The organism is Flavobacterium caeni (genome assembly GCF_900101895.1).
In the GTDB taxonomy this organism is placed as follows: domain Bacteria; phylum Bacteroidota; class Bacteroidia; order Flavobacteriales; family Flavobacteriaceae; genus Flavobacterium; species Flavobacterium caeni.
Genome location: NZ_FMVF01000008.1, coordinates 27,717 through 49,652 on the forward strand (window position 1 = coordinate 27,717; position 21,936 = coordinate 49,652).

The 21,936-nt window shown below is 50.8% G+C and carries 23 protein-coding genes; 9 read left to right on the forward strand and 14 right to left on the reverse strand.

What is annotated here, in order from left to right; genetic code table 11:
- The first annotated feature begins 192 nt into the window (after positions 1 to 192).
- Positions 193 to 1,779, forward strand: coding sequence for a DUF4832 domain-containing protein (locus BLP55_RS08960; RefSeq protein WP_091142290.1), 1,587 nt, complete (start codon positions 193 to 195; stop codon positions 1,777 to 1,779).
- A 44-nt stretch (positions 1,780 to 1,823) separates the two neighbouring features.
- Here BLP55_RS08960 and BLP55_RS08965 read toward each other — a convergent pair whose 3' ends face one another.
- From BLP55_RS08965 to BLP55_RS08975, 3 genes are read right to left on the reverse strand one after another with little or no spacing between them, the layout of a single operon-like run.
- Positions 1,824 to 2,882, reverse strand: a complete 1,059-nt coding sequence (locus BLP55_RS08965; RefSeq protein ID WP_091142294.1) for a serine hydrolase domain-containing protein — start codon at positions 2,880 to 2,882, stop codon at positions 1,824 to 1,826.
- 7 nt (positions 2,883 to 2,889) lie between these two features.
- Complete coding sequence (locus BLP55_RS08970; protein WP_091142297.1) at positions 2,890 to 3,228, reverse strand: YciI family protein; 339 nt, start codon at positions 3,226 to 3,228, stop codon at positions 2,890 to 2,892.
- Positions 3,225 to 3,587, reverse strand: coding sequence for a nuclear transport factor 2 family protein (locus BLP55_RS08975; RefSeq protein WP_091142300.1), 363 nt, complete (start codon positions 3,585 to 3,587; stop codon positions 3,225 to 3,227). Before BLP55_RS08975 ends, BLP55_RS08970 begins: the two co-directional genes overlap by 4 nt.
- A 108-nt stretch (positions 3,588 to 3,695) precedes the next feature.
- Between BLP55_RS08975 and BLP55_RS08980 the strand changes: the two genes are divergently transcribed.
- Positions 3,696 to 5,111, forward strand: coding sequence for an APC family permease (locus tag BLP55_RS08980; protein WP_091142304.1), 1,416 nt, complete (start codon positions 3,696 to 3,698; stop codon positions 5,109 to 5,111).
- Positions 5,112 to 5,284: 173 nt separating this feature from the next.
- Here the strand turns inward: BLP55_RS08980 and BLP55_RS08985 are convergent, their stop codons facing one another.
- On the reverse strand, positions 5,285 to 6,733 hold the full coding sequence (locus tag BLP55_RS08985; RefSeq protein WP_091142309.1) for a glyceraldehyde-3-phosphate dehydrogenase: 1,449 nt from the start codon (positions 6,731 to 6,733) through the stop codon (positions 5,285 to 5,287).
- Between the two features lie 407 nt (positions 6,734 to 7,140).
- Entirely contained in the window at positions 7,141 to 8,532 is a 1,392-nt protein-coding gene (locus BLP55_RS08990) for a trypsin-like peptidase domain-containing protein (protein WP_091142313.1), read from the reverse strand.
- Positions 8,533 to 8,750: 218 nt separating this feature from the next.
- Between BLP55_RS08990 and dapF the strand changes: the two genes are divergently transcribed.
- The 5 genes from dapF (at position 8,751) to BLP55_RS09015 (ending at position 12,761) form a co-directional block, all read left to right on the forward strand.
- Entirely contained in the window at positions 8,751 to 9,533 is a 783-nt protein-coding gene (dapF, locus tag BLP55_RS08995; RefSeq protein WP_091142316.1) for a diaminopimelate epimerase, read from the forward strand.
- Positions 9,527 to 10,066: a GNAT family N-acetyltransferase gene (locus tag BLP55_RS09000; protein ID WP_091142320.1), complete on the forward strand. Its 540-nt coding sequence runs from the start codon at positions 9,527 to 9,529 to the stop codon at positions 10,064 to 10,066. Before dapF ends, BLP55_RS09000 begins: the two co-directional genes overlap by 7 nt.
- 10 nt (positions 10,067 to 10,076) lie before the next feature.
- Positions 10,077 to 11,120: an endolytic transglycosylase MltG gene (mltG, locus tag BLP55_RS09005; RefSeq protein WP_091142323.1), complete on the forward strand. Its 1,044-nt coding sequence runs from the start codon at positions 10,077 to 10,079 to the stop codon at positions 11,118 to 11,120.
- 1 nt (position 11,121) lies between these two features.
- Positions 11,122 to 12,030 (forward strand): DUF2279 domain-containing protein, encoded by a 909-nt coding sequence (locus tag BLP55_RS09010; protein ID WP_244503445.1) that lies wholly within the window; start codon positions 11,122 to 11,124, stop codon positions 12,028 to 12,030.
- A gap of 71 nt (positions 12,031 to 12,101) precedes the next feature.
- On the forward strand, positions 12,102 to 12,761 hold the full coding sequence (locus BLP55_RS09015) for a peptidoglycan-binding protein LysM (RefSeq protein ID WP_317040300.1): 660 nt from the start codon (positions 12,102 to 12,104) through the stop codon (positions 12,759 to 12,761).
- On the opposite strand, the gene BLP55_RS17490 is transcribed toward BLP55_RS09015, so the two are convergent.
- Genes BLP55_RS17490 through dnaA form a run of 4 tightly spaced genes read right to left on the reverse strand, consistent with a single transcriptional unit; the run spans position 12,713 to position 15,948 of the window.
- On the reverse strand, positions 12,713 to 13,342 hold the full coding sequence (locus tag BLP55_RS17490) for a hypothetical protein (protein WP_091142335.1): 630 nt from the start codon (positions 13,340 to 13,342) through the stop codon (positions 12,713 to 12,715). The genes BLP55_RS09015 and BLP55_RS17490 overlap by 49 nt on opposite strands.
- A 2-nt stretch (positions 13,343 to 13,344) precedes the next feature.
- Positions 13,345 to 14,058: an SAM-dependent methyltransferase gene (locus BLP55_RS09025; RefSeq protein WP_091142338.1), complete on the reverse strand. Its 714-nt coding sequence runs from the start codon at positions 14,056 to 14,058 to the stop codon at positions 13,345 to 13,347.
- Positions 14,055 to 14,519 (reverse strand): low molecular weight protein-tyrosine-phosphatase, encoded by a 465-nt coding sequence (locus tag BLP55_RS09030; protein WP_091142342.1) that lies wholly within the window; start codon positions 14,517 to 14,519, stop codon positions 14,055 to 14,057. The genes BLP55_RS09025 and BLP55_RS09030 overlap by 4 nt, the downstream gene beginning before the upstream one ends.
- Position 14,520: 1 nt before the next feature.
- Positions 14,521 to 15,948 (reverse strand): chromosomal replication initiator protein DnaA, encoded by a 1,428-nt coding sequence (dnaA, locus tag BLP55_RS09035; RefSeq protein ID WP_091142345.1) that lies wholly within the window; start codon positions 15,946 to 15,948, stop codon positions 14,521 to 14,523.
- A gap of 212 nt (positions 15,949 to 16,160) precedes the next feature.
- Here dnaA and BLP55_RS09040 point away from each other — a divergent pair, with 212 nt between their 5' ends.
- Positions 16,161 to 16,574 (forward strand): acyl-CoA thioesterase, encoded by a 414-nt coding sequence (locus tag BLP55_RS09040; RefSeq protein ID WP_091142349.1) that lies wholly within the window; start codon positions 16,161 to 16,163, stop codon positions 16,572 to 16,574.
- A 321-nt stretch (positions 16,575 to 16,895) separates the two neighbouring features.
- Here BLP55_RS09040 and BLP55_RS09045 read toward each other — a convergent pair whose 3' ends face one another.
- The 3 genes from BLP55_RS09045 to ribD are packed head-to-tail and all read right to left on the reverse strand — an operon-like array spanning position 16,896 to position 19,146.
- Positions 16,896 to 17,504: an IMPACT family protein gene (locus BLP55_RS09045; protein WP_091142353.1), complete on the reverse strand. Its 609-nt coding sequence runs from the start codon at positions 17,502 to 17,504 to the stop codon at positions 16,896 to 16,898.
- Positions 17,505 to 17,513: 9 nt separating this feature from the next.
- The gene (locus tag BLP55_RS09050) at positions 17,514 to 18,116 is read right to left on the reverse strand and encodes an HAD family hydrolase (RefSeq protein WP_091142358.1); all 603 of its coding nucleotides are present in this window, start codon (positions 18,114 to 18,116) and stop codon (positions 17,514 to 17,516) included.
- Positions 18,094 to 19,146 carry a bifunctional diaminohydroxyphosphoribosylaminopyrimidine deaminase/5-amino-6-(5-phosphoribosylamino)uracil reductase RibD gene (gene ribD / locus BLP55_RS09055; RefSeq protein ID WP_091142362.1) on the reverse strand — a complete coding sequence of 351 codons (1,053 nt, stop codon included), beginning with the start codon at positions 19,144 to 19,146 and terminating at the stop codon, positions 18,094 to 18,096. Before ribD ends, BLP55_RS09050 begins: the two co-directional genes overlap by 23 nt.
- 229 nt (positions 19,147 to 19,375) lie before the next feature.
- On the opposite strand from ribD, the gene prmC reads away from it, so the two are divergent.
- Complete coding sequence (gene prmC / locus BLP55_RS09060; RefSeq protein ID WP_091142366.1) at positions 19,376 to 20,227, forward strand: peptide chain release factor N(5)-glutamine methyltransferase; 852 nt, start codon at positions 19,376 to 19,378, stop codon at positions 20,225 to 20,227.
- Here the strand turns inward: prmC and BLP55_RS09065 are convergent, their stop codons facing one another.
- Positions 20,228 to 20,587: a four helix bundle protein gene (locus BLP55_RS09065; protein WP_091142370.1), complete on the reverse strand. Its 360-nt coding sequence runs from the start codon at positions 20,585 to 20,587 to the stop codon at positions 20,228 to 20,230.
- 80 nt (positions 20,588 to 20,667) lie between these two features.
- Positions 20,668 to 21,906: an ABC transporter permease gene (locus tag BLP55_RS09070; RefSeq protein ID WP_091142373.1), complete on the reverse strand. Its 1,239-nt coding sequence runs from the start codon at positions 21,904 to 21,906 to the stop codon at positions 20,668 to 20,670.
- Positions 21,907 to 21,936 lie beyond the last annotated feature (30 nt).

The window sequence follows — 21,936 nt, forward strand, 5'->3', positions numbered from 1 at the left end:
TACAATTATTCCTACTATTTTACTGGTTTTGATGTAGTTCGCCGATTATTTTGTTAAAATAAACGCTTCGTCGATGAAATGCGCACTTAATCGTATAATTTGCAACCAAGTTCGAATGACAACCCCCTACCATTCGACTTGACTATGCCATAAATCTTTTTTTAAAACATTAAATCTTAACCTACTAGTATTATGAAAAATTACTTCATGATGGCGCTGCTATTTGCAGTGGGGGCGCATTCTCAGACCCAAACGTACACTGCGAGTACCGAAATTTTTGCCAATCCGGAACGCGGATTTTACCACTACAGGTCATCGGGATCCGGGACCTACAAAGCACTCAACCAAACAGAACTTGCGGGATTCCGCACGAATGAAAAAGTAACCCTGATTTGGCGCGAATTTCGTATCGACGCCTTTAAAAATGCACCTATTTCGGCCGACTTTTTGGCCAAGATGCAAGCCGATTTCAACGCCCTTCGCGCAGCCGGTGTCAAGGCGATCATCCGTTTTAATTATACCAATACCGATGGAACCGATGCGCCGCGTTCGCGTGTGATCGGCCACATCGACCAACTCAAGCCCGTCATCCAGGCCAACGAAGATGTGATTTCGTCGGTCGAAGCGGGATTCATCGGCAATTACGGCGAATGGTGGTTTTCGAACAACTACGGCACCGACGACCACACGGCCACCAACACCGCCGACCGTATCGCCGTAGGCAACAAGATCATGGAACTGGCGCCCAATAGGATGGTTGCATTCCGTACGCCGACGATCCAACGTCAGATTGCCGGTGCGACACCGGTATCGGCCGCCAATGCGTACAACGGCAGCATCGTATCCCGCGCGGCGGCGCACAACGACTGCTTTTTGTCGAGCGCAGACGATTGGGGCACTTACCTGAACACCACCACCGATCCGTCGTATCTCGAAAACCAAAGCCGTTATACGTTTGACGGCGGCGAGACTTGCGCGCTCACGACATTTTCGGCTTGTACGAACGCCATGGCCACAATGAAGCGTTTCCATTTCAACTATTTGAATGCCGATTACAACCAAGAAGTGACCAACAGCTGGCAGGCCAACGGTTGTTTGGACGAAGTCAAACGCAAACTGGGTTACCGTTTCGAGTTGCTCAATTCGAGCATCGCCAGTGGACAGTTGACCATCAACTTACAAAACGTGGGCTACGCCAACATTTTCAACGAAAGAAAAGCCTACCTCGTTTACCGCAACACCGCTACGGGAGCCGAAACTTCGCAAGCCTTGACCACCAATGTAAGGCTTTGGAACGCAGGCCAAACCACGCGTATCACGCATGTATTGAACACGGCATTGGCGGCTGGAACCTACCAATTGTTTTTGCATCTTCCTGATTCGAAGTTGCCGACCAATCCAATTTATGCGGTGCGTTTCGCCAACAACAATACCTGGGACGCGACCAAGGGCTATAACAACTTGAACCTGACCTATACTGTGGGTTCGGGAGGCGGAACCACGCCGCCGGTTGTGACCAACCCGACCCCGACCGATCCGACCCCGAGCACACCAATCCTACCGGTCGAGATTATTTTGGGATCGAATGGCATCATCCAGGTGCAAAATCTCCCATGTACGTCGGGCAACTTTACGGTGGCCGTGTACAACACCAGCGGACGCTTGAAGGCGACCACCATGGATATCTCGCACCTCAAGAAAGGGTACTGGATTGTCAAGATCACCTGCAACGGCCAAACCTACACCAAGAAAGTGTACAAATCTACCGGAAGCTTCTAAGTACCAAGACAGGCATAGTAAAACTCCCCTCACCGGGAGTTTTTTTATGGGTATTTGTAGGGGATGAAACCGAGTGGTTCCCACGGTGTTTGGTCGTCGGCGATGACTTTCTCGAGCAATTCCTTAAACACCGACGGGCCGTTGGCGCTGTTGGTCATGACGATGAACGCCTTGTTCTTGTCGGGGAAACAAATTACATAATGCCCGAATATCGCGTCCTGGCTTTGGCTAAAAAACGCGCGTCCGTATTGGCTTTTGAAAAATCCCCAACCCAGGGCCTGGTACAATTGGGTCGATCCAGGCGCCGTTTCGATTTCGATTTGTGGCTTGATCATTTCGTTGCGCCATGTTGGGGCGAGACCCTGGTGCAGCAGTATTTTTTGGACAAAACGCGAGTAGTCCAGTAGGGTGGTATACATGCCGCTGGGATTGGCATCGACGGGATGGCCCGTCTTGTCGTAACCCACCGACCGATTGTCCTCGGCGTCGGGAATTGGCCCAAAACCCGATTGGACCATGTCGAACGGGCGGAAGACTTTTTCGGACGCGAGTTTTTCAAGCGGTTTTCCCGATATCCGCTCGAGTACCGCTTGCAACAAAACATAGTCAATCGCCGACTGGGCATAGCGTGTCCCTGGTTCAAACGCCAATATTGTATCGCGTTCTGTCAATCCCGAAGTATGGGAAAGACAGTGGCGCACGGTGATTTTTTTCCCGATTTCGGAACCAAGGGCTTTTTGTGCAACGCCCGTGGTTTGCGCGTCGAGGTATTCGTGCAAAGGTTTGTCGAGGTCGATTTGTCCGCTCTCGGCCAATTTCAGGACAAGGTAGGCGATGATGGGCTCCGACAGGTCGCCCGCGGGCATCACCGTGATCGGATCGAGCAACTGCCGTGGCGATTTGTTGCGCTCTCCATAGGCCTTGACCGATGCTTTGTTGCCGTGTATGATCGCTAGGGCGATGCCTTCGACTTTGCCGTAAACGAGGAGTTTTTCGACAATGCGGTCGATTTGTTTGGGTTTGATCAACGTCCCGTCGAGCTGTTCCACCTGCGCCCAACCCGACCACGTCAAAAGCAGCAAAAAGAGGCCAATCGACTTCATTGGGATATTATCGTGCAATGCGACGTACTTCGACACTGTTGCCTTCGCCTTGCAAAACAGGACATTCCTTTGCAAAACCGGTCGCTTCTTCGATCGATTCGGCGCGTACGACAATGAATCCGCCAATGGTTTCGTTTGTGTTCCCGAATGCGCCTTCGCTTACGCTGCGGTCGCTCCGCACCACACGCGCCTCGTCAAACAGCAGTCCTTTGCCGTCGGCGAATTTGTTTTGCGCGGCGATGCCGTTGATCCATTGCATGGTTTGCTGCATCCATTGTTGCATTTGCTCGGGCGACGCGACTTTGGCGCCGTCCTCGTGCCTGAAGATGATGATGTATTCGTTCATGGTTTGTTGATCGCTATTTGCATGAGGTAACTGGTCAGTTTCTGGATTTTGGTGTCGCGCATTTCGAACACGTCGCAAAATACCGCATCGAGAACGTCACCGTTGATGAATGAACAGGTGACGGCACCTTCGGCGATGACCACATCGTTTTCCTCGGTCATGCGGAATACTTTGATGAGCGGTTTGCCTTTGAAATTTGGGTTTTCGATTTCGTTGTCGAACGCGTCCTTGCCTTCGTGGTGGTAGGCGCCGGGCATGACCCATACGACATCGTCGGTAAGGCAGCCCAGGATTTTGTCGTGGTCGGTTGCGCGGAATCCGTCCATATAATCCTGCACGGTTTGCTTGTTGGGAGACATGTTGTTCGTTTTTTGGATGCCTAAGTTACGCAAAATTATCCTGTAACCCATTCGCATGTTGTCGATTTGACTTTTTTGCTATCTTTAGCCGAACCAACCAAACCTTTTATGGAAAACCACGAAAACGAAAACTTCAAACGCGAACTCGGATTGCTCGACGGCACGATGCTGGTTGTCGGATCGATGATCGGTTCGGGTATTTTTATCGTCAGCTCAGACATGGTGCGCAACGTAGGCTCGGCGGGCATGCTCATTTTAATGTGGGTCTTGACCGGCGTGATGACTGTCATTGCCGCGGTCAGCTACGGCGAACTCAGCGCGATGTTCCCCAAGGCGGGCGGACAGTACGTTTACCTCAAGGAGGCCTATGGCAAACTGATCGCTTTTTTGTATGGATGGAGTTTTTTTGCGGTGATCCAAACCGGGACGATCGCGGCCGTGGGCGTGGCTTTTTCAAAATTCGCAGCCTACCTGTACGAACCGTTCAGCGACGAGAATATTTTGTACGAATTGGGAAGTTTCAAGCTCAATGCCGCGCAAATCGTGTCGATCGTGACCATTGTGTTGCTCAGCTATTTGAACAGTCGCGGTGTCAAGAACAGCAAAATTTTGCAGACGGTGCTCACGATCATCAAGATTGCGTCGTTGCTCGGGCTGATCGTTTTTGGGTTGTTGTTTGCGGCAAAATCTGAAATCTGGGACGCCAATTGGCAGGACGGCTGGGCGGCGCGCAATTTTGTCAAAGATACGGGCGATTGGATTTCGATTGGCGGCACCACATTGCTCGCGGGGATTTCTGCTGCCATGGTCGGGTCGGTATTTTCGAGCGATGCGTGGAACGGCGTGACCTTTATTGCAGGCGAAATCAAAAACCCGAAACGCAACGTGGGACTCAGTCTGTTCTTGGGAACGCTCATCGTAAGCGTGCTTTACGTCTTGGCCAATCTGATGTACCTGGCCGTTGTGCCGCTCAACGAAATAGCCACGGCCAAAGCGGATCGCGTGGCGGTGGTGGCCTCACAATACATTTTTGGCGGCATGGGCACCTACATCATCGCCGTCATGATCATGGTATCGACCTTTGCGTGTAACAACGGGCTCATCATGGCCGGTGCCCGTGTCTACTACACCATGGCGGGCGATGGATTGTTCTTCAAAAAAGCGGGGCATTTGAACCAGGCCGGCGTTCCCGCGTGGGCGCTTTGGGCGCAGTGCATCTGGGCTTCGGCCTTGTGCTTGACCGGTAAGTACGGCGATTTGCTCGATTTTGTGGTCATCATCGTTTTGATTTTTTACATCCTGACCATTTACGGTATCTTTAAATTGCGTCAAACCATGCCCGATGCCGAACGGCCTTACAAAGCATTTGGTTATCCGGTGCTGCCGGCCGTCTATATTTTGCTCGCTACGGCCTTGTCGGTCGGATTGTTGGTGTTCAAGCCCGATACGTGCGGATGGGGTGTGGCCATTATGTTGGCAGGGATTCCGGTGTATTATTTGACCAAGTCACGACAGATTTCGTAGCGACCGGGATGCCCTAGCCCCGATTGTAGTGGAAATCCTTTTGCGGCCGCAGTCCCGACGCTTCGGGACGGAGACCGTAAAAGATTGCAACGGAAAGCGGGATTAAGCTCCTAAAAAACAATATAAAAAAAGCGTCCCTTTTCAGGAACGCTTTTTCGCAGTTAAGTATAATCCTAGTAATAGGTATATCTTCTCACCTTGGCGATGTATTTTGCCAGACGGATAACCTGGTGGCTGTAGCCGTACTCGTTGTCGTACCACACATACAACACCACGTTTTTGCCGTCGCCCGATACAATGGTGGCGTTGCTGTCGTAGATCGATGGCGCCGACGTGCCCACGATGTCCGACGAAACGAGTTCGTTGTTGAGCGAATATTTGATTTGCTCGACGAGTTCGCCTTCGAGTGCGTATTGCTTCATGATGGCGTTGATTTCCTCGACCGATGTTTCGCGCCCGACTTCCAGATTCAGCACCACCAGCGAGCCGTTCGGTACCGGAACGCGGATCGCATTCGAGGTCAATTTACCCGCCAACGATGGCAACGCCTTGGCTACGGCACTGCCCGCGCCGGTTTCGGTGATGACCATGTTGAGCGCCGCAGCACGCCCGCGACGGTATTTTTTGTGCATGTTGTCCACCAGGTTTTGGTCGTTGGTATAGGCGTGGATGGTTTCCAAATGGCCTTTGACGACACCCAAAGTATCTTCGACCGCTTTCAGGATCGGTGTGATGGCATTGGTCGTACAAGACGCGGCCGAGAAAATCGTGACTTCGTCCGGGTTGTGTTCGTTTTGGTTGACGCCGTGAACGATGTTCGGAACGCCTTTGCCCGGCGCGGTAAGCAACACTTTGTGCGTGCCTTTCGAAGTCAAATGTCTTTCGAGCGCTTCCTTGGTCGTGAATGCCCCAGTATTGTCGATCACGAGCGCTTCGTCGATTCCGTATTGGGTATAGTCGATGTCTTCGGGCCCGTTGGCCGTGATCACATGAACCGTTGTGCCGTTGATGATCAGTGCCTGGTTGGCGACATCGGCCACAACCGATCCTTGAAAATCGCCGTGGATCGAATCGTAACGCAACAAAGATGCACGTTTTTCGAGCGATACCGCATCGTTTTTATCGCGGGTCACGATGGCGCGCAAACGCATTTGGGTACCCTTGCCGGTTTTCGACATCAGTTCGCGCGCGAGCAAACGGCCGATGCGCCCGAATCCGTACAACACCACATCCTTGGGTTTGTTGCCTTTGTATTCCTTGGCGTTGCTGAGCCTGTCGATCACAAAACCTTTGGCGTTGTCGAATTTGTTGTCGTCCAAACGGAACTCGTAGGTCAATTTGCCCAAATCGAGTTTGGCCGGCGGCAAGTCCAATGAATAAATCGCACGTGCAATCTCGACCGAATCAAAAATCGAAATCGGTTTGCTTACGAATTCGCCCGCGTACTCGTGCAAATTGATGATGTCGCTTACGTTTCGGTCGATAAGCTGGTTGCGGAACAGCACCATTTCGATCGATTTGTCGTACCATAAATCGCTGATGATTTTGATCAGTTCGACACCGGCCCTTCTGCGTGCGGCCTGCGATGTGATTTCCTTTTCGTATAAAATCGTGTTACTCATTGGGTTGAAAATATTAGTGTGTTATTTGTAAATTTTGCGCAAAAGTAACCATTAGAATGGATTAACGAAAACGATTTCGTTGTTTTTTATCAAATATCTGTTTAAAAGCAAATCGGCGATGCGTTGGTATGGTAAATCTTCGTCTGCCGGCGATGGAATTCCACAAACAAGAAGTTTAAAATTTACAGATTTTCTGTAATTGGGATTGCGTTGAAAACGTTAGTTTTACTGTAGGGTAGGGGGCTTAGTAGGTATCCCCTACAAAAAGAAATGCACACTTGGATACAGAAAATCTGTACATTTTGTTAAAGTTTTCACGCGAACAAAATCTTTGTAATTTCTCGAAACTTGAGCCAAACAAAAAAGCCACCCGGGTAAGGTGGCTTCTCAAACAGATATAATTAAGATTAGATAATGATGCGGATGCGTTGGCCTTGCTTGTTGACCATTTCGATACTAACGCTCTGGTTCTCGTCTTTATTGCCCAAGATACGGGAAACCGTTTCTACATCGGTGGCGCGTACGTTGTCGACGCTCAGGATGATGTTGCCGATGAGTTCATCGTAGTACGGTTTGAGGTTCTCGTTCGTGATCTCACGAATGCGCACGCCCGAGTTGATGCGGAATTTTTTCTTGTCCGATGCGTCGATGTTCTCGAGCTGCAATCCTTTGAATTCGGCGGCCACAAATTCGTTCTTGGTCAGCGACACGGGCACTACGTAGCGTTTGCCGTCGCGCACATAGGTCACGTTCACTTTGTCATTCGGGCGTTTGGTGTTGATGTAGGCCGCGAGTTCCGAATAGGTCGCGATGTTGCGCTCGTCGAGTTTGACAATCACGTCGCCTTTGCTGAGTCCTGCGCGTTCGGCGCCCGAATTCTTGGTCACACGGTTGATGTAAAAGCCTGCGGTTTCGGTTGTTCCGAGTTCTTTCGATGCCTTGGCGTTGAGTTCGCCGCCCTCGACGCCCAAGATGCCGCGTTGCACGTTGCCGTATTCCATGATGTCTTCGATGATCTTGCGCGCGATGTTCGACGGAACGGCAAACGAATACCCCACATACGATCCGGTCATCGACGAAATCATGGTGTTGATGCCAATCAATTCGCCCTTGGTATTGACAAGCGCACCGCCCGAGTTGCCCGGGTTGACCGCCGCATCGGTTTGGATGAACGATTGGATGCCGCTCGAATCGAGGTTCCGCGCCTTGGCCGATACGATACCCGCGGTTACCGTCGAGTTGAGGTTGTACGGGTTGCCTACTGCCAGCACCCATTCGCCCACTTTCACGTTATCCGAATCGGCGAATACGGTATATTCAAGTTTGGTATCGGCGTCGATTTTGAGCAAAGCGATGTCCATTTTCGAATCGGTACCCACCAATTTGGCTTTGTAGGTCTTGTTGTTGTTGAGCGTGATTTCGATTTCAGACGCATCCTTGACCACGTGGTTGTTGGTCACGATATAGCCGTCTTCCGAAATGATGACACCCGATCCGGTGCCCACCTGCTCCTGTTGTTGCCCACCGCGGTAGCCGTAGAAAAACTCAAGCATCGGGTTGGTTACCGTACGGTAAGAAGTGTTTTTGACGTGCACCACCGAATGTACGGTCTTGTCGGCCGCGGCCGTAAAATCGACCGATTCGGCACCGAGGCCCACGTTGCGTAAATGATTTTCAGGGCCGGCAACCGTGACGACTCCGTTACCGGGCTGGTCGTCTTCGATGAATAATTTATAGGCGCCGAGCGTGGTTGCGCCGCTCAGCAATGATACTAGGAATAAGCTCGCGAAATTTTTCATGTTTCTAAAAATGTGGTTGAACGATGTCTGTTACAGTTTTTGGTCTTGTAAAATTAACAAACAAAAAATCGCGCAAAAGCAGTTTAACGCCCGTTTAACGATGATTAACTTTTTGTTTGCAGTAGTTGGTTGCCAGCCGTTTGCCCGGTTTGGTGTTGTGATTTCGATAACAACGCGGTACACGTTTTATTCGTACATTTGTGTCTCGAATTCAAAAAATGCAACTCACTTTCTACAAATACCAGGGAACGGGCAACGATTTTGTCATGATCGACAACCGTTCGGGGTTTTTTCCAAAAGACGATACGACGCTCGTGGCGCGGTTGTGCGACCGACGGTTCGGTATCGGCGCAGACGGGCTCATTTTGCTTGAGGACGACGATCAAACCGATTTTCGGATGGTCTATTACAATTCCGATGGCAACACCAGTTCGATGTGCGGCAACGGAGGACGTTGTATCGTGGCCTTTGCAAAAAGCCTCGGCATCGTCAACGACAACGCCACATTTATCGCCGTCGACGGATTGCACCACGCCCATATTGCCGAGCAAGGCATGGTATCGCTCCAAATGAAGGACGTCGATACCATAGACATCAACGCCGAGTTCGTGTTCCTCGATACGGGTTCGCCGCACCACGTGCAAATGGAGGACGATCTGCAAAACCTCGACGTCAAGACGCTGGGCGCACAAATCCGGTACAGCGATTTGTATGGTAAAGCGGGAAGCAACGTCAATTTTGTGCACCAGGAAGACCAAAATACTTTTTCGTTGCGCACCTACGAACGTGGTGTCGAGGACGAGACCTTGTCCTGCGGGACGGGCGCGACGGCTGTCGCCATCGCCATGCATGCCATCGGCCGAACTTCTTCGCAAGCGATCGACTTGAACGTGCAGGGCGGCAGGTTGCGCGTGACGTTTAAACAAGACGGCAAACGATTTACCGAAGTTTTTTTGGTCGGCCCGGCCGAATTCGTCTTTAAAGGTACGGTATCATGCTGACGTTATCGGGTACTTCGATCTACCTGCGCGCGCTCGAACCCGAAGACCTCGAGTTTGTCCACGCGATCGAAAACGACGAAACCATTTGGCCGATCAGCAATACACAAACCCCGTACAGCCGCTATTTGATCCGCGAATATTTGAAAAATGCGCGACAGGACATATACGAAGCCAAGCAGCTGCGACTCGCGATTTGCAAACAGCGTTCGTTCCAACCCGTAGGGCTGGTCGATCTGTTTGACTTTGACCCCAAGAACAACCGCGCGGGCATCGGGATCCTGATCAAGGACGAAGGCGAGCGGAACCAGGGCATTGGCGGCGAAACGCTCGAGCTGCTCATCCGCTACAGCTTTACCCAACTCGGACTGCACCAACTTTATGCGAATATTGACACCCAAAATAGCGCGAGTCTAAAGCTTTTTACTAAATTTGGGTTCGTCGAAATCGGCGTCAAAAAACAGTGGAACCTGATAGGCGGCAAGTACCGCGACGAGGCACTGTTCCAATTGATCAATAACCACAATAAGAAATAACAGTAATTACTTGACAACTAGAAAAATCATAGGCCTGGCGTCTGTAGCCATCGTGACCGGTCTGATCGTATACGGTTACATCATGTACCGCAACATTTTTTCGGGCAATACCAAATTTACCCAAAGAGAAGTATATGTCACCATCCCGACGGGCTCCGACTACGAGGCCGTCAAAAAAATCATGGCGCAGTATGTAGACGACATGGAACGTTTTGATGGCGTGGCCGAAAAGAAATCCTATCCGCAACGCGACGATAAATCGGGGCGCTTTCTGATCACGCGCGGCATGAACAGCAACGACATCGTCAACGCGCTGCGCGTCAACGTCCCGGTCGATTTGACGTTCAACAACCAGGAAAGGCTCGAAGATTTGGCGGGGCGCGTTTCGCACCAGATCGAAGCCGACAGCCTGAGTTTGCTCACCGCATTTAAGGATCCCGAGTTTTTGAAGGAGAACGGCTTTACCGAAGACGACGTGCTTTCGATGTTCATCCCGAATTCGTATGAGTTTTTCTGGAACACCTCGGCTACCAAATTTCGCGACCGTATGGCCAAGGAATTCCGTAAATTTTGGGACGAAGACCGGACTGCAAAAGCCAAGGCGCAAAACCTGACACCCATCCAGGCCACGGTGCTCGCGTCTATCGTACACAAAGAAACGGTCAAAAAAGACGAACGTCCGCGTGTGGCCGGCGTTTATCTCAACCGCTACGCCAAAGGGATGAAGCTCGAGGCCGATCCGACGGTGATTTTTGCGGTCAAGAAAAATTCAGGCGACTGGAACCAGGTCATCAAACGCGTACTCAACAAAGATTTGGCGACCGATTCGCCGTACAACACCTATATGTATGCAACGCTGCCGCCGGGTCCGATCGCAATGCCCGACATTACGGCCATCGATGCGGTACTCAACCCGGAAAAACACAATTACATTTATTTTTGCGCGAGCGTGACCAATTTCGGCTACCACGAATTTGCGGTGACACCGGCGCAGCACGAAGCCAACCGTCAAAAATATGTGGCCTGGATCAACAGCCAGGGCATCAAGCGATAATTTGAGAAGAGCACTCACCATAGCGTTGCTGTTGGCCGCCTTTTCAGGATGGTCGCAAAGTGGCATCAACCGTTTCCTGACCCCGTCGGATTCGCTCAACAAACCAAGGCGTTTGGGCGTGTTCATCGCCGAAGGAGCGTTGGCGGGCGGTGCATTGTTGGCGCTTCACCAATCCTGGTATTCAGATTACGACCAAACCGATTTCCATACCGTCAACGACAATGCCGATTGGCTGCAGATGGACAAGGCAGGACACGTTTTTTCGTCTTACCATCTCGGGCGATTCGGTAAGGAAGTGCTGCAATGGAGCGGGGCGAGCCGTACGCAACAACTCATTTACGGCCCGGGCGCCGGCTTCTTGTTTTTGTCTGCGGTCGAATTGATGGACGGTTTTTCCTCGGGCTGGGGATTTTCGGGCGGCGATATGGCGGCCAATTTTGGCGGGACAGCGCTTTACATGGGACAAGAGTTGTTGTGGAAGGAGCAGCGCATCGTCCCTAAGTTTTCGTTCCATACCACCGAGTATGCGTCGGCGCGCCCGAATGTGTTGGGCGAAAATTTACCCGAGCAAATCCTAAAGGACTACAACGGGCAAACCTATTGGCTGTCGGTCAACGTCCATTCGTTCTTCAAAGGATCCAAGGTTCCGAAATGGCTCAACGTAGCGGTGGGTTACGGTGCCGAGGGTATGGTCACCGGGCAAGACGTGCTCGTGAACACCATTTTTCTGCCCGAAAGCCAGCGCGTACGTCAATTTTACTTCAGTCTCGACGCCGATTTGACCAAAATCGAAACCAAATCGCACGTTTTAAAGACACTTTTTTCGGTTTTCAACACCATCAAAATCCCAGCGCCAACGTTTGAATTCAGGGATGACGGCGTGGTCAAATTCCGTTACTTGCATTTTTAGAAAACTTTAACTTGCTGATTTCCAGCAAACGTTTATTTGTCGTATCTTTGGCCCGCAGAAATTTTCGTGGGGTGACAGACCCGGAAGAAAACCAAAGTATGATCAAGAAATGGACATTTTACATTGCAATTTTATTTTCAGTAACCTATTTGAGTTCGGGTTTTAAACCGTTCCGGATCCAAGACCACCAATGGTCCCAGACCCAAATCGAGGCCGGGGCCTATTCATTTCCTTCGCAAGAAAAAGACGACTACGTCTTGCAAAACATCCCTTTTACGGGCAAATATTTCATCGCATTCAAAGAGGCGCTCGCCTTTAAGGAATCGCAGGGCAAATACCACAAAGTCAATACGCTGGGTTATCTCGGCAAATACCAGTTCGGTACCGAGACGCTCAAAACGATCGGCATCCACGACAGCCTCACTTTTTTGAACAGTCCCAAGTTACAAGAAAAGGCTTTCGTGGCCTTGCTGGCCAAAAACAAATGGGAGTTGCGCGACGAGATCAAACAATATTCGGGCAAAATTATCGGCGGCATCAAGATCACCGAGTCCGGACTGCTCGCGGCGGCACATTTGGGCGGCGTGGGATCGGTCAAGAAATTCCTGTGCAGCAACGGTGCGCGCAAATGCAAGGACGACTACGGTACGTCCGTTCGTAGCTACATGAAAATGTTCGGCGGCTACGAGACCTCGGCCATCATCGCCGATGCCAACGCCAAGGCAAAATAAATCTTTCCAGATATAGCAATGAAAACCCGTCGCAACCCGATGGGTTTTTTTATGGGCGCGCGGCAACCCAATCGCAAGGCGTCTGGCCGTGTTGCCGTAACAATAGGTTGAGTTGCCCGGCGTGATGCTGGAGGTGGCGCAGGTTGTAGAACATTATTTCGGTTACCGAATACTGCTGGACAAGCGCGGGGGCACAATCCATGCAGCGCGATTTCGTCGGTTTCGATCCATCGTTTTTCAAAATCCACGTCCTTGGCCCAAAATTCACGGTTCTTTTTTTGGATGTGTTCGATAAACGCCAACAATTGGTTTCGCGAAATGGCCGATTCGGGCAGTACATCGTCTACGGCCGTCTCGGGCAAATCGTCGGGATCGGCGAGTTGGTAAGGCGGCATGGGCGCAAAGTCACGCACCGGGTGCGTCAAATAATAATCGGCAAAAATGACCGTGTGGTAGGCCAGATGGTAAAAACGACCGTGTTGCTGCCAAAGACCGTCGGGACAAATACGTACCGCATGCGATAACATTTGCAATCCTGCGTCAAAATTGGCCGAAAAGACTTGGCGGGTCGGTTGGTCCATCGTTACAATTTATGGATGATAAAAATGGCAGGACGGTTGTGCAAATCGACCTTGGTTTTTTTCCAATCCTGTACGCGTAACGTTTTTACGAATTCGGTAGGCAAGGTCAAATCGGCGGCGATGCACAAATGCGTGTTCGGTTGCAGGATTTGCAATAAATCCTCGAGCAGCTTGTTGTTGCGGTATGGCGTCTCGATAAAAAGTTGCGATTGGTTCTTTTGGGCCGACAGCGATTCGTAATTCTTGAGCGCCGACTTCTTTTCGCCCTTGTCGATCGGCAGGTAGCCGTTGAATGCAAAGCTCTGGCCGTTCATCCCCGAAGCCATGACCGCGAGTAAAATGGACGAAGGCCCCACGAGCGGTACCACTTGGATGCCTTTTTCATGCGCCAGTTTGACGATGGCGGCACCCGGATCGGCCACGCCCGGACAACCCGCTTCGCTCATGAGCCCGAGGTTTTTGCCCTCAAGGCAAGGCGCAATCATTTGCAGGTGTTCCGAAACGTCGGTGTGTTTGTTGAGCGCCGAAAGCCTCAAAGTCGATTGTACTTTGGTCGGGTCGATGGCCTTGATGAAACGGCGCGCCGTCTTTTCGTTCTCGACAATGTAGTCGTCGATAAAGCCTATGGTACGTGCAATGGTTTGCGGCAATACCTCGGTAGGCTCGTTGTCGCCCAGCGGCACCGGGATCAGGTACAATTTACCGAGGGCCTTCATGCGTGCTTGGCGATCAGTTTGGCCGCGATGTGGTCGCAGGCTTCGTTGAGCATGCCGTACACGGTGTCGAATCCGTTGGCCAAGCCAAAGTAAGGATCGGGTACGTCTACGTTTTCGCCGGGGAACAATTCGTTGAGGATCATCTTGACCTTGGCCTTGTGCTCGGGCGTTTTGGCCATGCGCACCACGTCGTCGAAATTGGTCGCGTCCATCACATAAATATAGTCGAAGTCGTCAAAATCGTCCTTCGAAAACAATCGCCCACGTTGCTTTGTGATGTCGAGGCCGTTTTTGCGCGCCACATCTATCGAGCGTTGGTCGGGTTGTTTGCCCACGTGCCAATGTCCGGTTCCGGCCGAATCGACCGTGAATTTTTCCGAAGGGAGTTTAGACGCCAACAGTCCTTCGGCCAAAGGCGAACGGCAAATGTTACCCAGGCAGACCATTAGAATCTTTGGCATGTTAAAGCGAGAGTTTCTTGTTGATGTCTTCGACAAACTTCTTGAACTGTTTGTCGGTGGCCACGAGGTTGTCTACGGTTTTGCAGGCATGCAGTACCGTCGCGTGGTCGCGGTCGCCGATCTGTGCGCCGATGTTGGCCAGCGAAGCTTTCGTAAACTTCTTGGCGAAAAACATCGCGAGTTGACGCGCCTGCACCACATGGCGTTTGCGGGTTTTGGATTGCAACGTCTCGAGGTCGAGCTGGAAGTAATCCGAAACGATTTTTTGGATGTAATCGATCGAAATCTCGCGCTTGACATTCTTGACGAATTTCTCGACCACGTGTTTGGCCAGTTCGATCGTGACGTCTTTTTTGTTGAACGACGATTGGGCGATGAGCGAAATGATCGCGCCTTCGAGCTCGCGTACGTTCGATTTGATGTTGCGCGCCACATACTCGATGATTTCCTCGGGCATGTCTACACCGTCGCGGTACAGGATGTTCTTGAGGATCGAGATGCGGGTCTCGTAATCGGGCTGGTGCAACTCGGCCGACAATCCCCACTTGAAACGCGAGAGCAGTCGTTGTTCGATGTCCTGCATGTCTACGGGTGCCTTGTCTGAAGTCAGGATGACCTGCTTGCCGTTTTGGTGCAAATAGTTGAAGATGTGGAAAAACACATCCTGCGTGCCCGATTTGCCCGAAAGGAATTGCACGTCGTCGATGATGAGCACATCGATGAGCTGGTAAAAATGGATGAAATCGTTGCGGTTGTTTTTCTTGACCGAATCGATGTATTGTTGCGTGAAAATCTCGGCCGAAATGTACAGCACGGTCTTTTCAGGATATTTGTCTTTGATTTCGACACCGATGGCGTGTGCGAGGTGCGTCTTGCCCAATCCGACGCCGCCAAAAATAAGCAACGGGTTGAACGATGTGCCGCCCGGTTTGTTGGCCACGGCCATACCCGCCGAACGCGCTAGTCGGTTCGAGTCGCCTTCGAGGAAATTGTCGAAGCTGTAATTGGCGTTGAGCTGCGATTCGATCTTGAGGTTTCGGATACCCGGGATCACAAACGGATTCTTGAGCTCAGGACTCAAATTCTTGAATGGGGCATCGACTTCCTGCGACTTGACAGGCGAACGGTGCGCACTCGGCAACTGCTCCGTAAACGGTTGCTTGTTGCCGTAGGTGTTTTCCATCTTGATTTTATAGAGTAACTTTGCGTTTTTCCCGAGTTCTTTGGTAAGCGCAACCTTCAGCAATTTGACGTAATGCTCCTCGAGCCATTCATAGAAAAATTTGGATGGAACTTGAATGTAAAGGGCATTGTCGGTGAGCTCAACAGACTTAATCGGTTCGAACCAGGTTTTGTAGGCCTGCTCCTGGATATTGTCTTTTATGAAAAGCAGACAATTTTCCCATACTGATTGCGCAGTTTTGCTCATAAATTGTAATAAATTAGTGTTTTATTAAAGGTTCTCTTACAAGCAAAAAAGGAGATTCCCGCTTGTTTTTTGGGGTAACAAATATGTGAACAAAAATCGTTAAAAAAAAATAAAAATCGAGTTGATTTTTTAAAATTATTGTCGTACGGACCTTTGTTTCACCCATTGCTAATGTACTAAAAATCCATTTAAAAAACAGTTAAAAAAACCACATGAAATCACACGAAATTCAGTTGCGCGTAAGGTACTCAGAAACAGACCAAATGGGGGTCGTATACCACGGGAATTATTTGCCGTATTTCGAAATCGGCCGAGTTGAGTGGCTGCGCAGCCACGGCGTGTCCTATAAATGGATGGAAGAAAACGGCATCGGGCTGCCCATCGCCTCGCTCACGCTGAACTACAAAAAGCCTGCGCGTTACGACGAGCTGCTCACCGTGCGTACCACCTTCAAGAGCCAGTCGTCGGTCAAGATCGATTTCGACTGCGAGATCTACAACGAACAGGGCGAATTGTTGACAACCATGTACATCCTTTTGGTGTTCGTCAATTTCAAGACCGGACGTCCGATGGCGCCGCCCGATTACATCCATGAAATTTTGGAAAAGCTCGAAAGCGAGGCGTGATAAGGTAGAACGTCTAAGGTCGAAAGTCGAAAGTCGAAAGTCGAACGAGCTATTGCCGGTTTATCCGAAAGTAGCTAGCGCTGCTTTGTGGTGAAATTACTGTGGTGTTTTTTTTACCACAAAAAATTTACCACAACCTTTTTGTTGTGAAAAAATCACAACAGTATTATTGGGTGATCGAATCGCGTATTGGGCAATGGTGGATTTGCGAAGCCACGATCGTGAAACTGCTGTTCTTGGTGGAGCGCTTTCGTAGAATATAAACGTGTGAAAAGTTGAATGTCGAACGTCGAGTGTCGAATGTCGAACGAGCGCGTGGGGTTAAAGTTTTTGGATCAAAACTTCGAACAGCGATTCAAAAGTCTCCTGGACCATTTCGGCGTTTTTTTGCCGTGTCGCGATTTCGATCTCGCACGACAGTTCCATTTTCTGGCCAATGACGTCGAGGTTTTTTTCCTTGATTACGCGCATGACCTTGTTCATGTTTTTGTAATCGAACGACACGATAAAATGCACCTTGATCGTACGCTCGACAATCTCGGCCTGTTCGAGCGCCATTTGCGCGGCGGTCCGGTAGGCCGAAATCAATCCGCCCACGCCCAATTTGACCCCGCCAAAAAAACGCACCACCACAACCAGTACATTGGTAAGCCCAAACGATTGGATTTGTCCATAAATGGGCGCCCCCGCCGAATGTGAAGGTTCGCCGTCGTCGTTGGCACGGTAAACGATTTGCGTGGTGCCCATTTGCCACGCATAGCAAAAATGCACCGCACCCACATGGCGTTTGCGCAGGTTTTCGAGATGCTGCTTGACGTCTTCCTCGGTGGTTACGGGAAACGCATAGCCAAAAAATTTGCTGTTTTTTTCCTTGTACAGGATTTCGTCCGAAGGTTGGGCAATCGTAAGGTAAGTGTCGTCGGATTTCAAAAGGGTATGCTAAAGGATTTTCTTGTCGAACAAATGTACGACATCTTCCACGCCCGGCTGCAAATTCCAAACCTGTAATCCGCATTGCTCGGCGGCATCGCAGTTTTCCTTTTTGTCGTCGACAAACAACGTGCGTCTGGGCGAGAGGTCGTGCTTGCGGATGATGTAGTTGAAAATCTCGGTTTCGGGTTTGCGCATGCCCATTTCGTAGGAATAGTACACCTTTTCGAAACATTGGTAAAATGCGCTTGCAAACGATTCGCCTACCAATTCCTCAAACTGCCTGATGTGGATCGCATCGGTATTGGTCAACAAAAACAAACGGTATTTGTGCGAGAGGAGTTGTAAAAATTCAAGCCTTTCGAGCGGAAAGTCGCCAATGATCGAATTCCATGCCGTGCGAATCGCCTCCATATCGGCCTCGGGCAAATGCTTGCGGAACCCGTCCATGAATTGGTTTTCGGAGATGCGGCCGCGTTCGAATTCGTCGTTGAGCGCGAGCAATTCATCGTTCGGCCCGGCCAGCCCGAGTTGACGGAACTGATCGAGCGACCGCTCCTTTTCAAGATTTACGAAAACATCGCCAAAGTCAAAGATAATCGTGTTGATCATGGTTCCGGAAAATTAAAAGTTCATCGCGCCCGATGTGCCGCTTTTCAACCGGCCGTTCGAGCGTGGGCGCTACAATGCCTTGGCCTAAAACAGTTTGTCCGGTAAAAACCCGAGCCTCGTCCCAGCAATTCGCGTCGATGAACGATTGCAGCGTTTTGGCGCCGCCTTCGACAATCACCGATTGCAAACCTTGGTCATACAATACGTTTACAATTTGTCGCGGTACATCGCTTGAAAAATCGATTTTGACAAACTTGACAGCATCGTTTTGCGTTTGGCCAACGGTGCCGGTCAAGACAATGGTTGGGGCTTGATTATCAAATATATGACTTTCTTTTGGAATCCGATTGCTTTTGTCGATAACTATCCGAACGGGCTGATTTCCGCTCCAATCGCGCGCGGTGAGTTTGGGGTTGTCGTCAACAACGGTCTGGGTTCCCGCGAGAATCGCCTGTTCTTCGGTGCGCCATTTGTGTACGAGCTGTTGTGAATAACTATTGGAAATCCATACGGGCTGGCGCGAATTTTTGTGTGCCGGCGCGATAAAACCGTCGACCGATTGCGCCCATTTCAAAACCACATACGGTCTTTTTTGGTGGTGGAACGTAAAAAACCGTTTGTTCAGTTCGCGGCATTCGCGCTCCAACACCCCAACGGTCACCCGTTTGCCCGCCGCACGCAATTTTTCGATACCGCTGCCCGCCACCTTTTCGTTCGGATCGACCGTGCCCACCACCACATTCGGGATGTTTTGTGCGATGATCAAGTCGCAGCAGGGCGGCGTCTTGCCAAAATGCGAGCACGGTTCGAGGCTTACATAAATGGTCGACTGCGGTAGCAGTGTTTTATCTTTGACCGAATCGACCGCGACCACTTCGGCATGCGGCCCGCCGGCTTTGCGGTGCCATCCCTCGCCGATGATTTGGCCTTCGTGTACGATCACCGCGCCCACCATAGGGTTCGGATAGGTCGTGCCCAGCCCGTTTTGCGCGAGTTCGATACAGCGCCGCATGTAGTATTGGTGGTCCATCCCAACAAAAGTAAATCAAAATTCGGGATTCGTTCGCACATTCGGGTTTTAGATTTATTTTTGTCGGGAGCTTTTGCTTCGCCAGTTCGCCCAAATTTTTTTAATTTGGAGCTCGGGTCCGGCTATCCGCTGTATCTTTTTTAAACTTCCTGACGGCGTTTAAAAAAGGATGCCGCTACCCCCGAAGCTTCGGGGCGGGCTAGGGCATCGCACAAATCTTTAGGTCTTGATGAAAATTGTAGATTACCGTTCCCAATTCCTGGACACGCTGACGCCATTGTACGACGCGCAGGAGGCCGATAGTTTTTTTTATTTGCTGCTCGAAGCCAAGCGCGGGCTCCAACGTATCGACCTGGCGCTCGACCGCAACCTCACATTTTCGGCGTCCGAAGTAGCCGATTGGAACCTGGTCTTGGAAAAACTCAAAGCCTTCGAGCCCATCCAATACCTGATCGGAAAGACGCATTTTTTTGGGCTCACGTTCGAAGTGAACCCGCATGTGTTGATCCCGCGTCCCGAAACCGAGGAGCTCGTCCAATGGATTTTATCGAATAACCAAATCCACAAATCCACAAATCTACATCTACTCGATATCGGCACCGGATCGGGTTGCATCGCCGTGGCGTTGGCCAAGAATCTCCCGAACGCGCAAGTAAGCGCCATCGATGTGTCGTCTGAAGCCCTGCAAATAGCCGCGCGCAACGCCACACACAATGGCGTTACCGTCGATTTTATCCAAAAAGACATCTTGCAAACCCACGATCTGGCCGCGTCTTATGATGTCATCGTTTCCAATCCGCCCTACGTCAGGCACCTCGAGAAGCAGGAAATCAAACCCAACGTACTCGACCACGAACCGCACCTCGCGTTGTTTGTCGACGACCACGATGCACTGGTGTTCTACCGAAAAATTGCCAATCTGGCTTTGCAGCATTTGTCCAAAAACGGCCAGCTGTATTTCGAAATCAACCAATATTTGGCCAAGGAAACCATGGACATGCTCGAACAAGCGGGTTTCTCCCAACTCGAACTGCGCAAGGACCTGTACGGGAACCACCGCATGGTATTGGCGCGCGTCTAGCTATTTGAACCGTTCGGGGTGGTCCATCATGTGCTGGATCATGGTTCCCACGGCCGTGCATCGCTCGAGCATGGGTGCCAAGGTTTTTTCATCGATGTATTGGCAGGTCGAGGCCAGTTCGAGCCAGGTGCGCGTTTGCCCGTTGGCGGAATCGGCATCTACGAGCGTCGTTTGGTAATACTTGACATATTTACGACGGCACATGGCTTGCGACAAATGCACGCACACGTTTCTCGACGAAAGCCGGATGGGTTTGGTCACGATTTCAAATTCCTCTTCGGGAAACTGTTTCGAAATCTCAAAAATGGATTGGGCCAATTTAGCGGCCGATTTGTAAGCGGGCAAATCTTGAACTTTCATAGTTGGTCTATTGCGATAGGCTAATTTCGCGACTAAAAATGAAGTTCAATTACAGATTTTCTGCCGTTGGATTAAAAAAATTATTCGTATCGCAATGCCTCGATCGGATCGAGTCTTGACGCCTTGACCGCCGGATAGGAACCCGAGACGATGGCCACGACAAAAGTGGTCAAAAACGCCGAGATGATGGCCATCCACGGAGTAGCAAAGCTAAACTCGAGCAAACCCGCGATCGCAAATCCGCCGCTGATGCCGAGCAAGATGCCGAGCAATCCGCCCAGTTGCCCGATGACGAGCGTCTCGATAAAAAACTGCGTCGCGATGGTCTGGCGTTTGGCGCCCAAAGCCATGCGCACGCCAATTTCGCGCGTGCGTTCGGTGACCGAAACCAGCATGATGTTCATAAGCGCGATCGAAGACCCCAGTATCGTAATGATGCCGATGACCCATGCCGCTACGCCCAAATATTCGGTGATGCTCAGGATTTTGTTGATCAGATCGTCGCTGCGCGAAACGCCAAAATTGTTGTCCTGTACCGGGCTCAGTTTGCGTACGCGTCGCATGGTGCTGTTCGCGTTGTCGATGGCTTGGTCGAGCAGTTCCTTTTTCTCGATCATCGTGCTGATCGAATAGTTGATGTTGGGCGCGGTAAACAGCGAACGCGCCACCTGGATGGGCACCAGTACCCGCAAATCGCGGCTGTTGCCAAACGTCGATCCTTTTTCTTTGAGCACCCCGATGACCTTGAACCGCGCGCCGCGAATCGAAATGACTTTGTCGATGGGGTTGGTGTCCTTGAAAATGTCCTTCAAAAAATCGGAGCCCACCACGCACAGGTAGGTGTTGTTTTGGATGTCGAACGCGGTAAAATTGCGGCCTTGGTCGATCTCCAGCCCCGAGTTGGGCGCATAGTGTTCGTCTACGCCAATCACGGTGATCTTGGGGTCGGTTTTCTTTGATTCGAATTTGACTTCGGCCGTCGAGGTGGCCGTAAAAGACAAAGAAGTGTAGGTAAACGGGTAGTTGTATTTTTGCTTGAACGCGACGGCTTCGGGATAGGAGATGATGGGGTTGGCTTTTTTGTTGCGGTTGCCGTTCATTTGGTCCGAAATGTCGTACTGCGCAATGTTGAAGGTGTTGGCTCCCATCGACGCAAAGTCGCCCGAAATCGTATTTTCGAGCGCCGCCACAACGGTCAGGATGCACACCAGGGCCGTGATGCCGATGGCTATGATGAGTACCGTCAGTATCGTACGCAGCAATTGCGTCCTGATCGAGCCCAACGCGATGCGGATGTTTTCTTTGAGCAGTTTGAACATGGTGCGTTTTTGATGCCACTAAAGTAAGCA

Bases quoted from the DNA above. Each gene is read 5' to 3' on its own strand.
- prmC (WP_091142366.1), top strand. From the start codon at position 19,376: ATGAAAATTGTAGATTACCGTTCCCAATTCCTGGACACGCTGACGCCA.
- dapF (WP_091142316.1), top strand. From the start codon at position 8,751: ATGCAACTCACTTTCTACAAATACCAGGGAACGGGCAACGATTTTGTC.
- BLP55_RS09070 (WP_091142373.1), bottom strand. From the start codon at position 21,906: ATGTTCAAACTGCTCAAAGAAAACATCCGCATCGCGTTGGGCTCGATC.
- BLP55_RS09030 (WP_091142342.1), bottom strand. From the start codon at position 14,519: ATGCCAAAGATTCTAATGGTCTGCCTGGGTAACATTTGCCGTTCGCCT.
- BLP55_RS08990 (WP_091142313.1), bottom strand. From the start codon at position 8,532: ATGAAAAATTTCGCGAGCTTATTCCTAGTATCATTGCTGAGCGGCGCA.
- ribD (WP_091142362.1), bottom strand. From the start codon at position 19,146: ATGGACCACCAATACTACATGCGGCGCTGTATCGAACTCGCGCAAAAC.
- BLP55_RS08985 (WP_091142309.1), bottom strand. From the start codon at position 6,733: ATGAGTAACACGATTTTATACGAAAAGGAAATCACATCGCAGGCCGCA.
- dnaA (WP_091142345.1), bottom strand. From the start codon at position 15,948: ATGAGCAAAACTGCGCAATCAGTATGGGAAAATTGTCTGCTTTTCATA.
- BLP55_RS08960 (WP_091142290.1), top strand. From the start codon at position 193: ATGAAAAATTACTTCATGATGGCGCTGCTATTTGCAGTGGGGGCGCAT.
- BLP55_RS08965 (WP_091142294.1), bottom strand. From the start codon at position 2,882: ATGAAGTCGATTGGCCTCTTTTTGCTGCTTTTGACGTGGTCGGGTTGG.
- BLP55_RS09000 (WP_091142320.1), top strand. From the start codon at position 9,527: ATGCTGACGTTATCGGGTACTTCGATCTACCTGCGCGCGCTCGAACCC.
- BLP55_RS09040 (WP_091142349.1), top strand. From the start codon at position 16,161: ATGAAATCACACGAAATTCAGTTGCGCGTAAGGTACTCAGAAACAGAC.
- BLP55_RS08970 (WP_091142297.1), bottom strand. From the start codon at position 3,228: ATGAACGAATACATCATCATCTTCAGGCACGAGGACGGCGCCAAAGTC.
- BLP55_RS09065 (WP_091142370.1), bottom strand. From the start codon at position 20,587: ATGAAAGTTCAAGATTTGCCCGCTTACAAATCGGCCGCTAAATTGGCC.
- BLP55_RS09025 (WP_091142338.1), bottom strand. From the start codon at position 14,058: ATGAAGGCCCTCGGTAAATTGTACCTGATCCCGGTGCCGCTGGGCGAC.
- BLP55_RS08975 (WP_091142300.1), bottom strand. From the start codon at position 3,587: ATGTCTCCCAACAAGCAAACCGTGCAGGATTATATGGACGGATTCCGC.
- BLP55_RS08980 (WP_091142304.1), top strand. From the start codon at position 3,696: ATGGAAAACCACGAAAACGAAAACTTCAAACGCGAACTCGGATTGCTC.
- BLP55_RS17490 (WP_091142335.1), bottom strand. From the start codon at position 13,342: ATGGACCAACCGACCCGCCAAGTCTTTTCGGCCAATTTTGACGCAGGA.
- BLP55_RS09050 (WP_091142358.1), bottom strand. From the start codon at position 18,116: ATGATCAACACGATTATCTTTGACTTTGGCGATGTTTTCGTAAATCTT.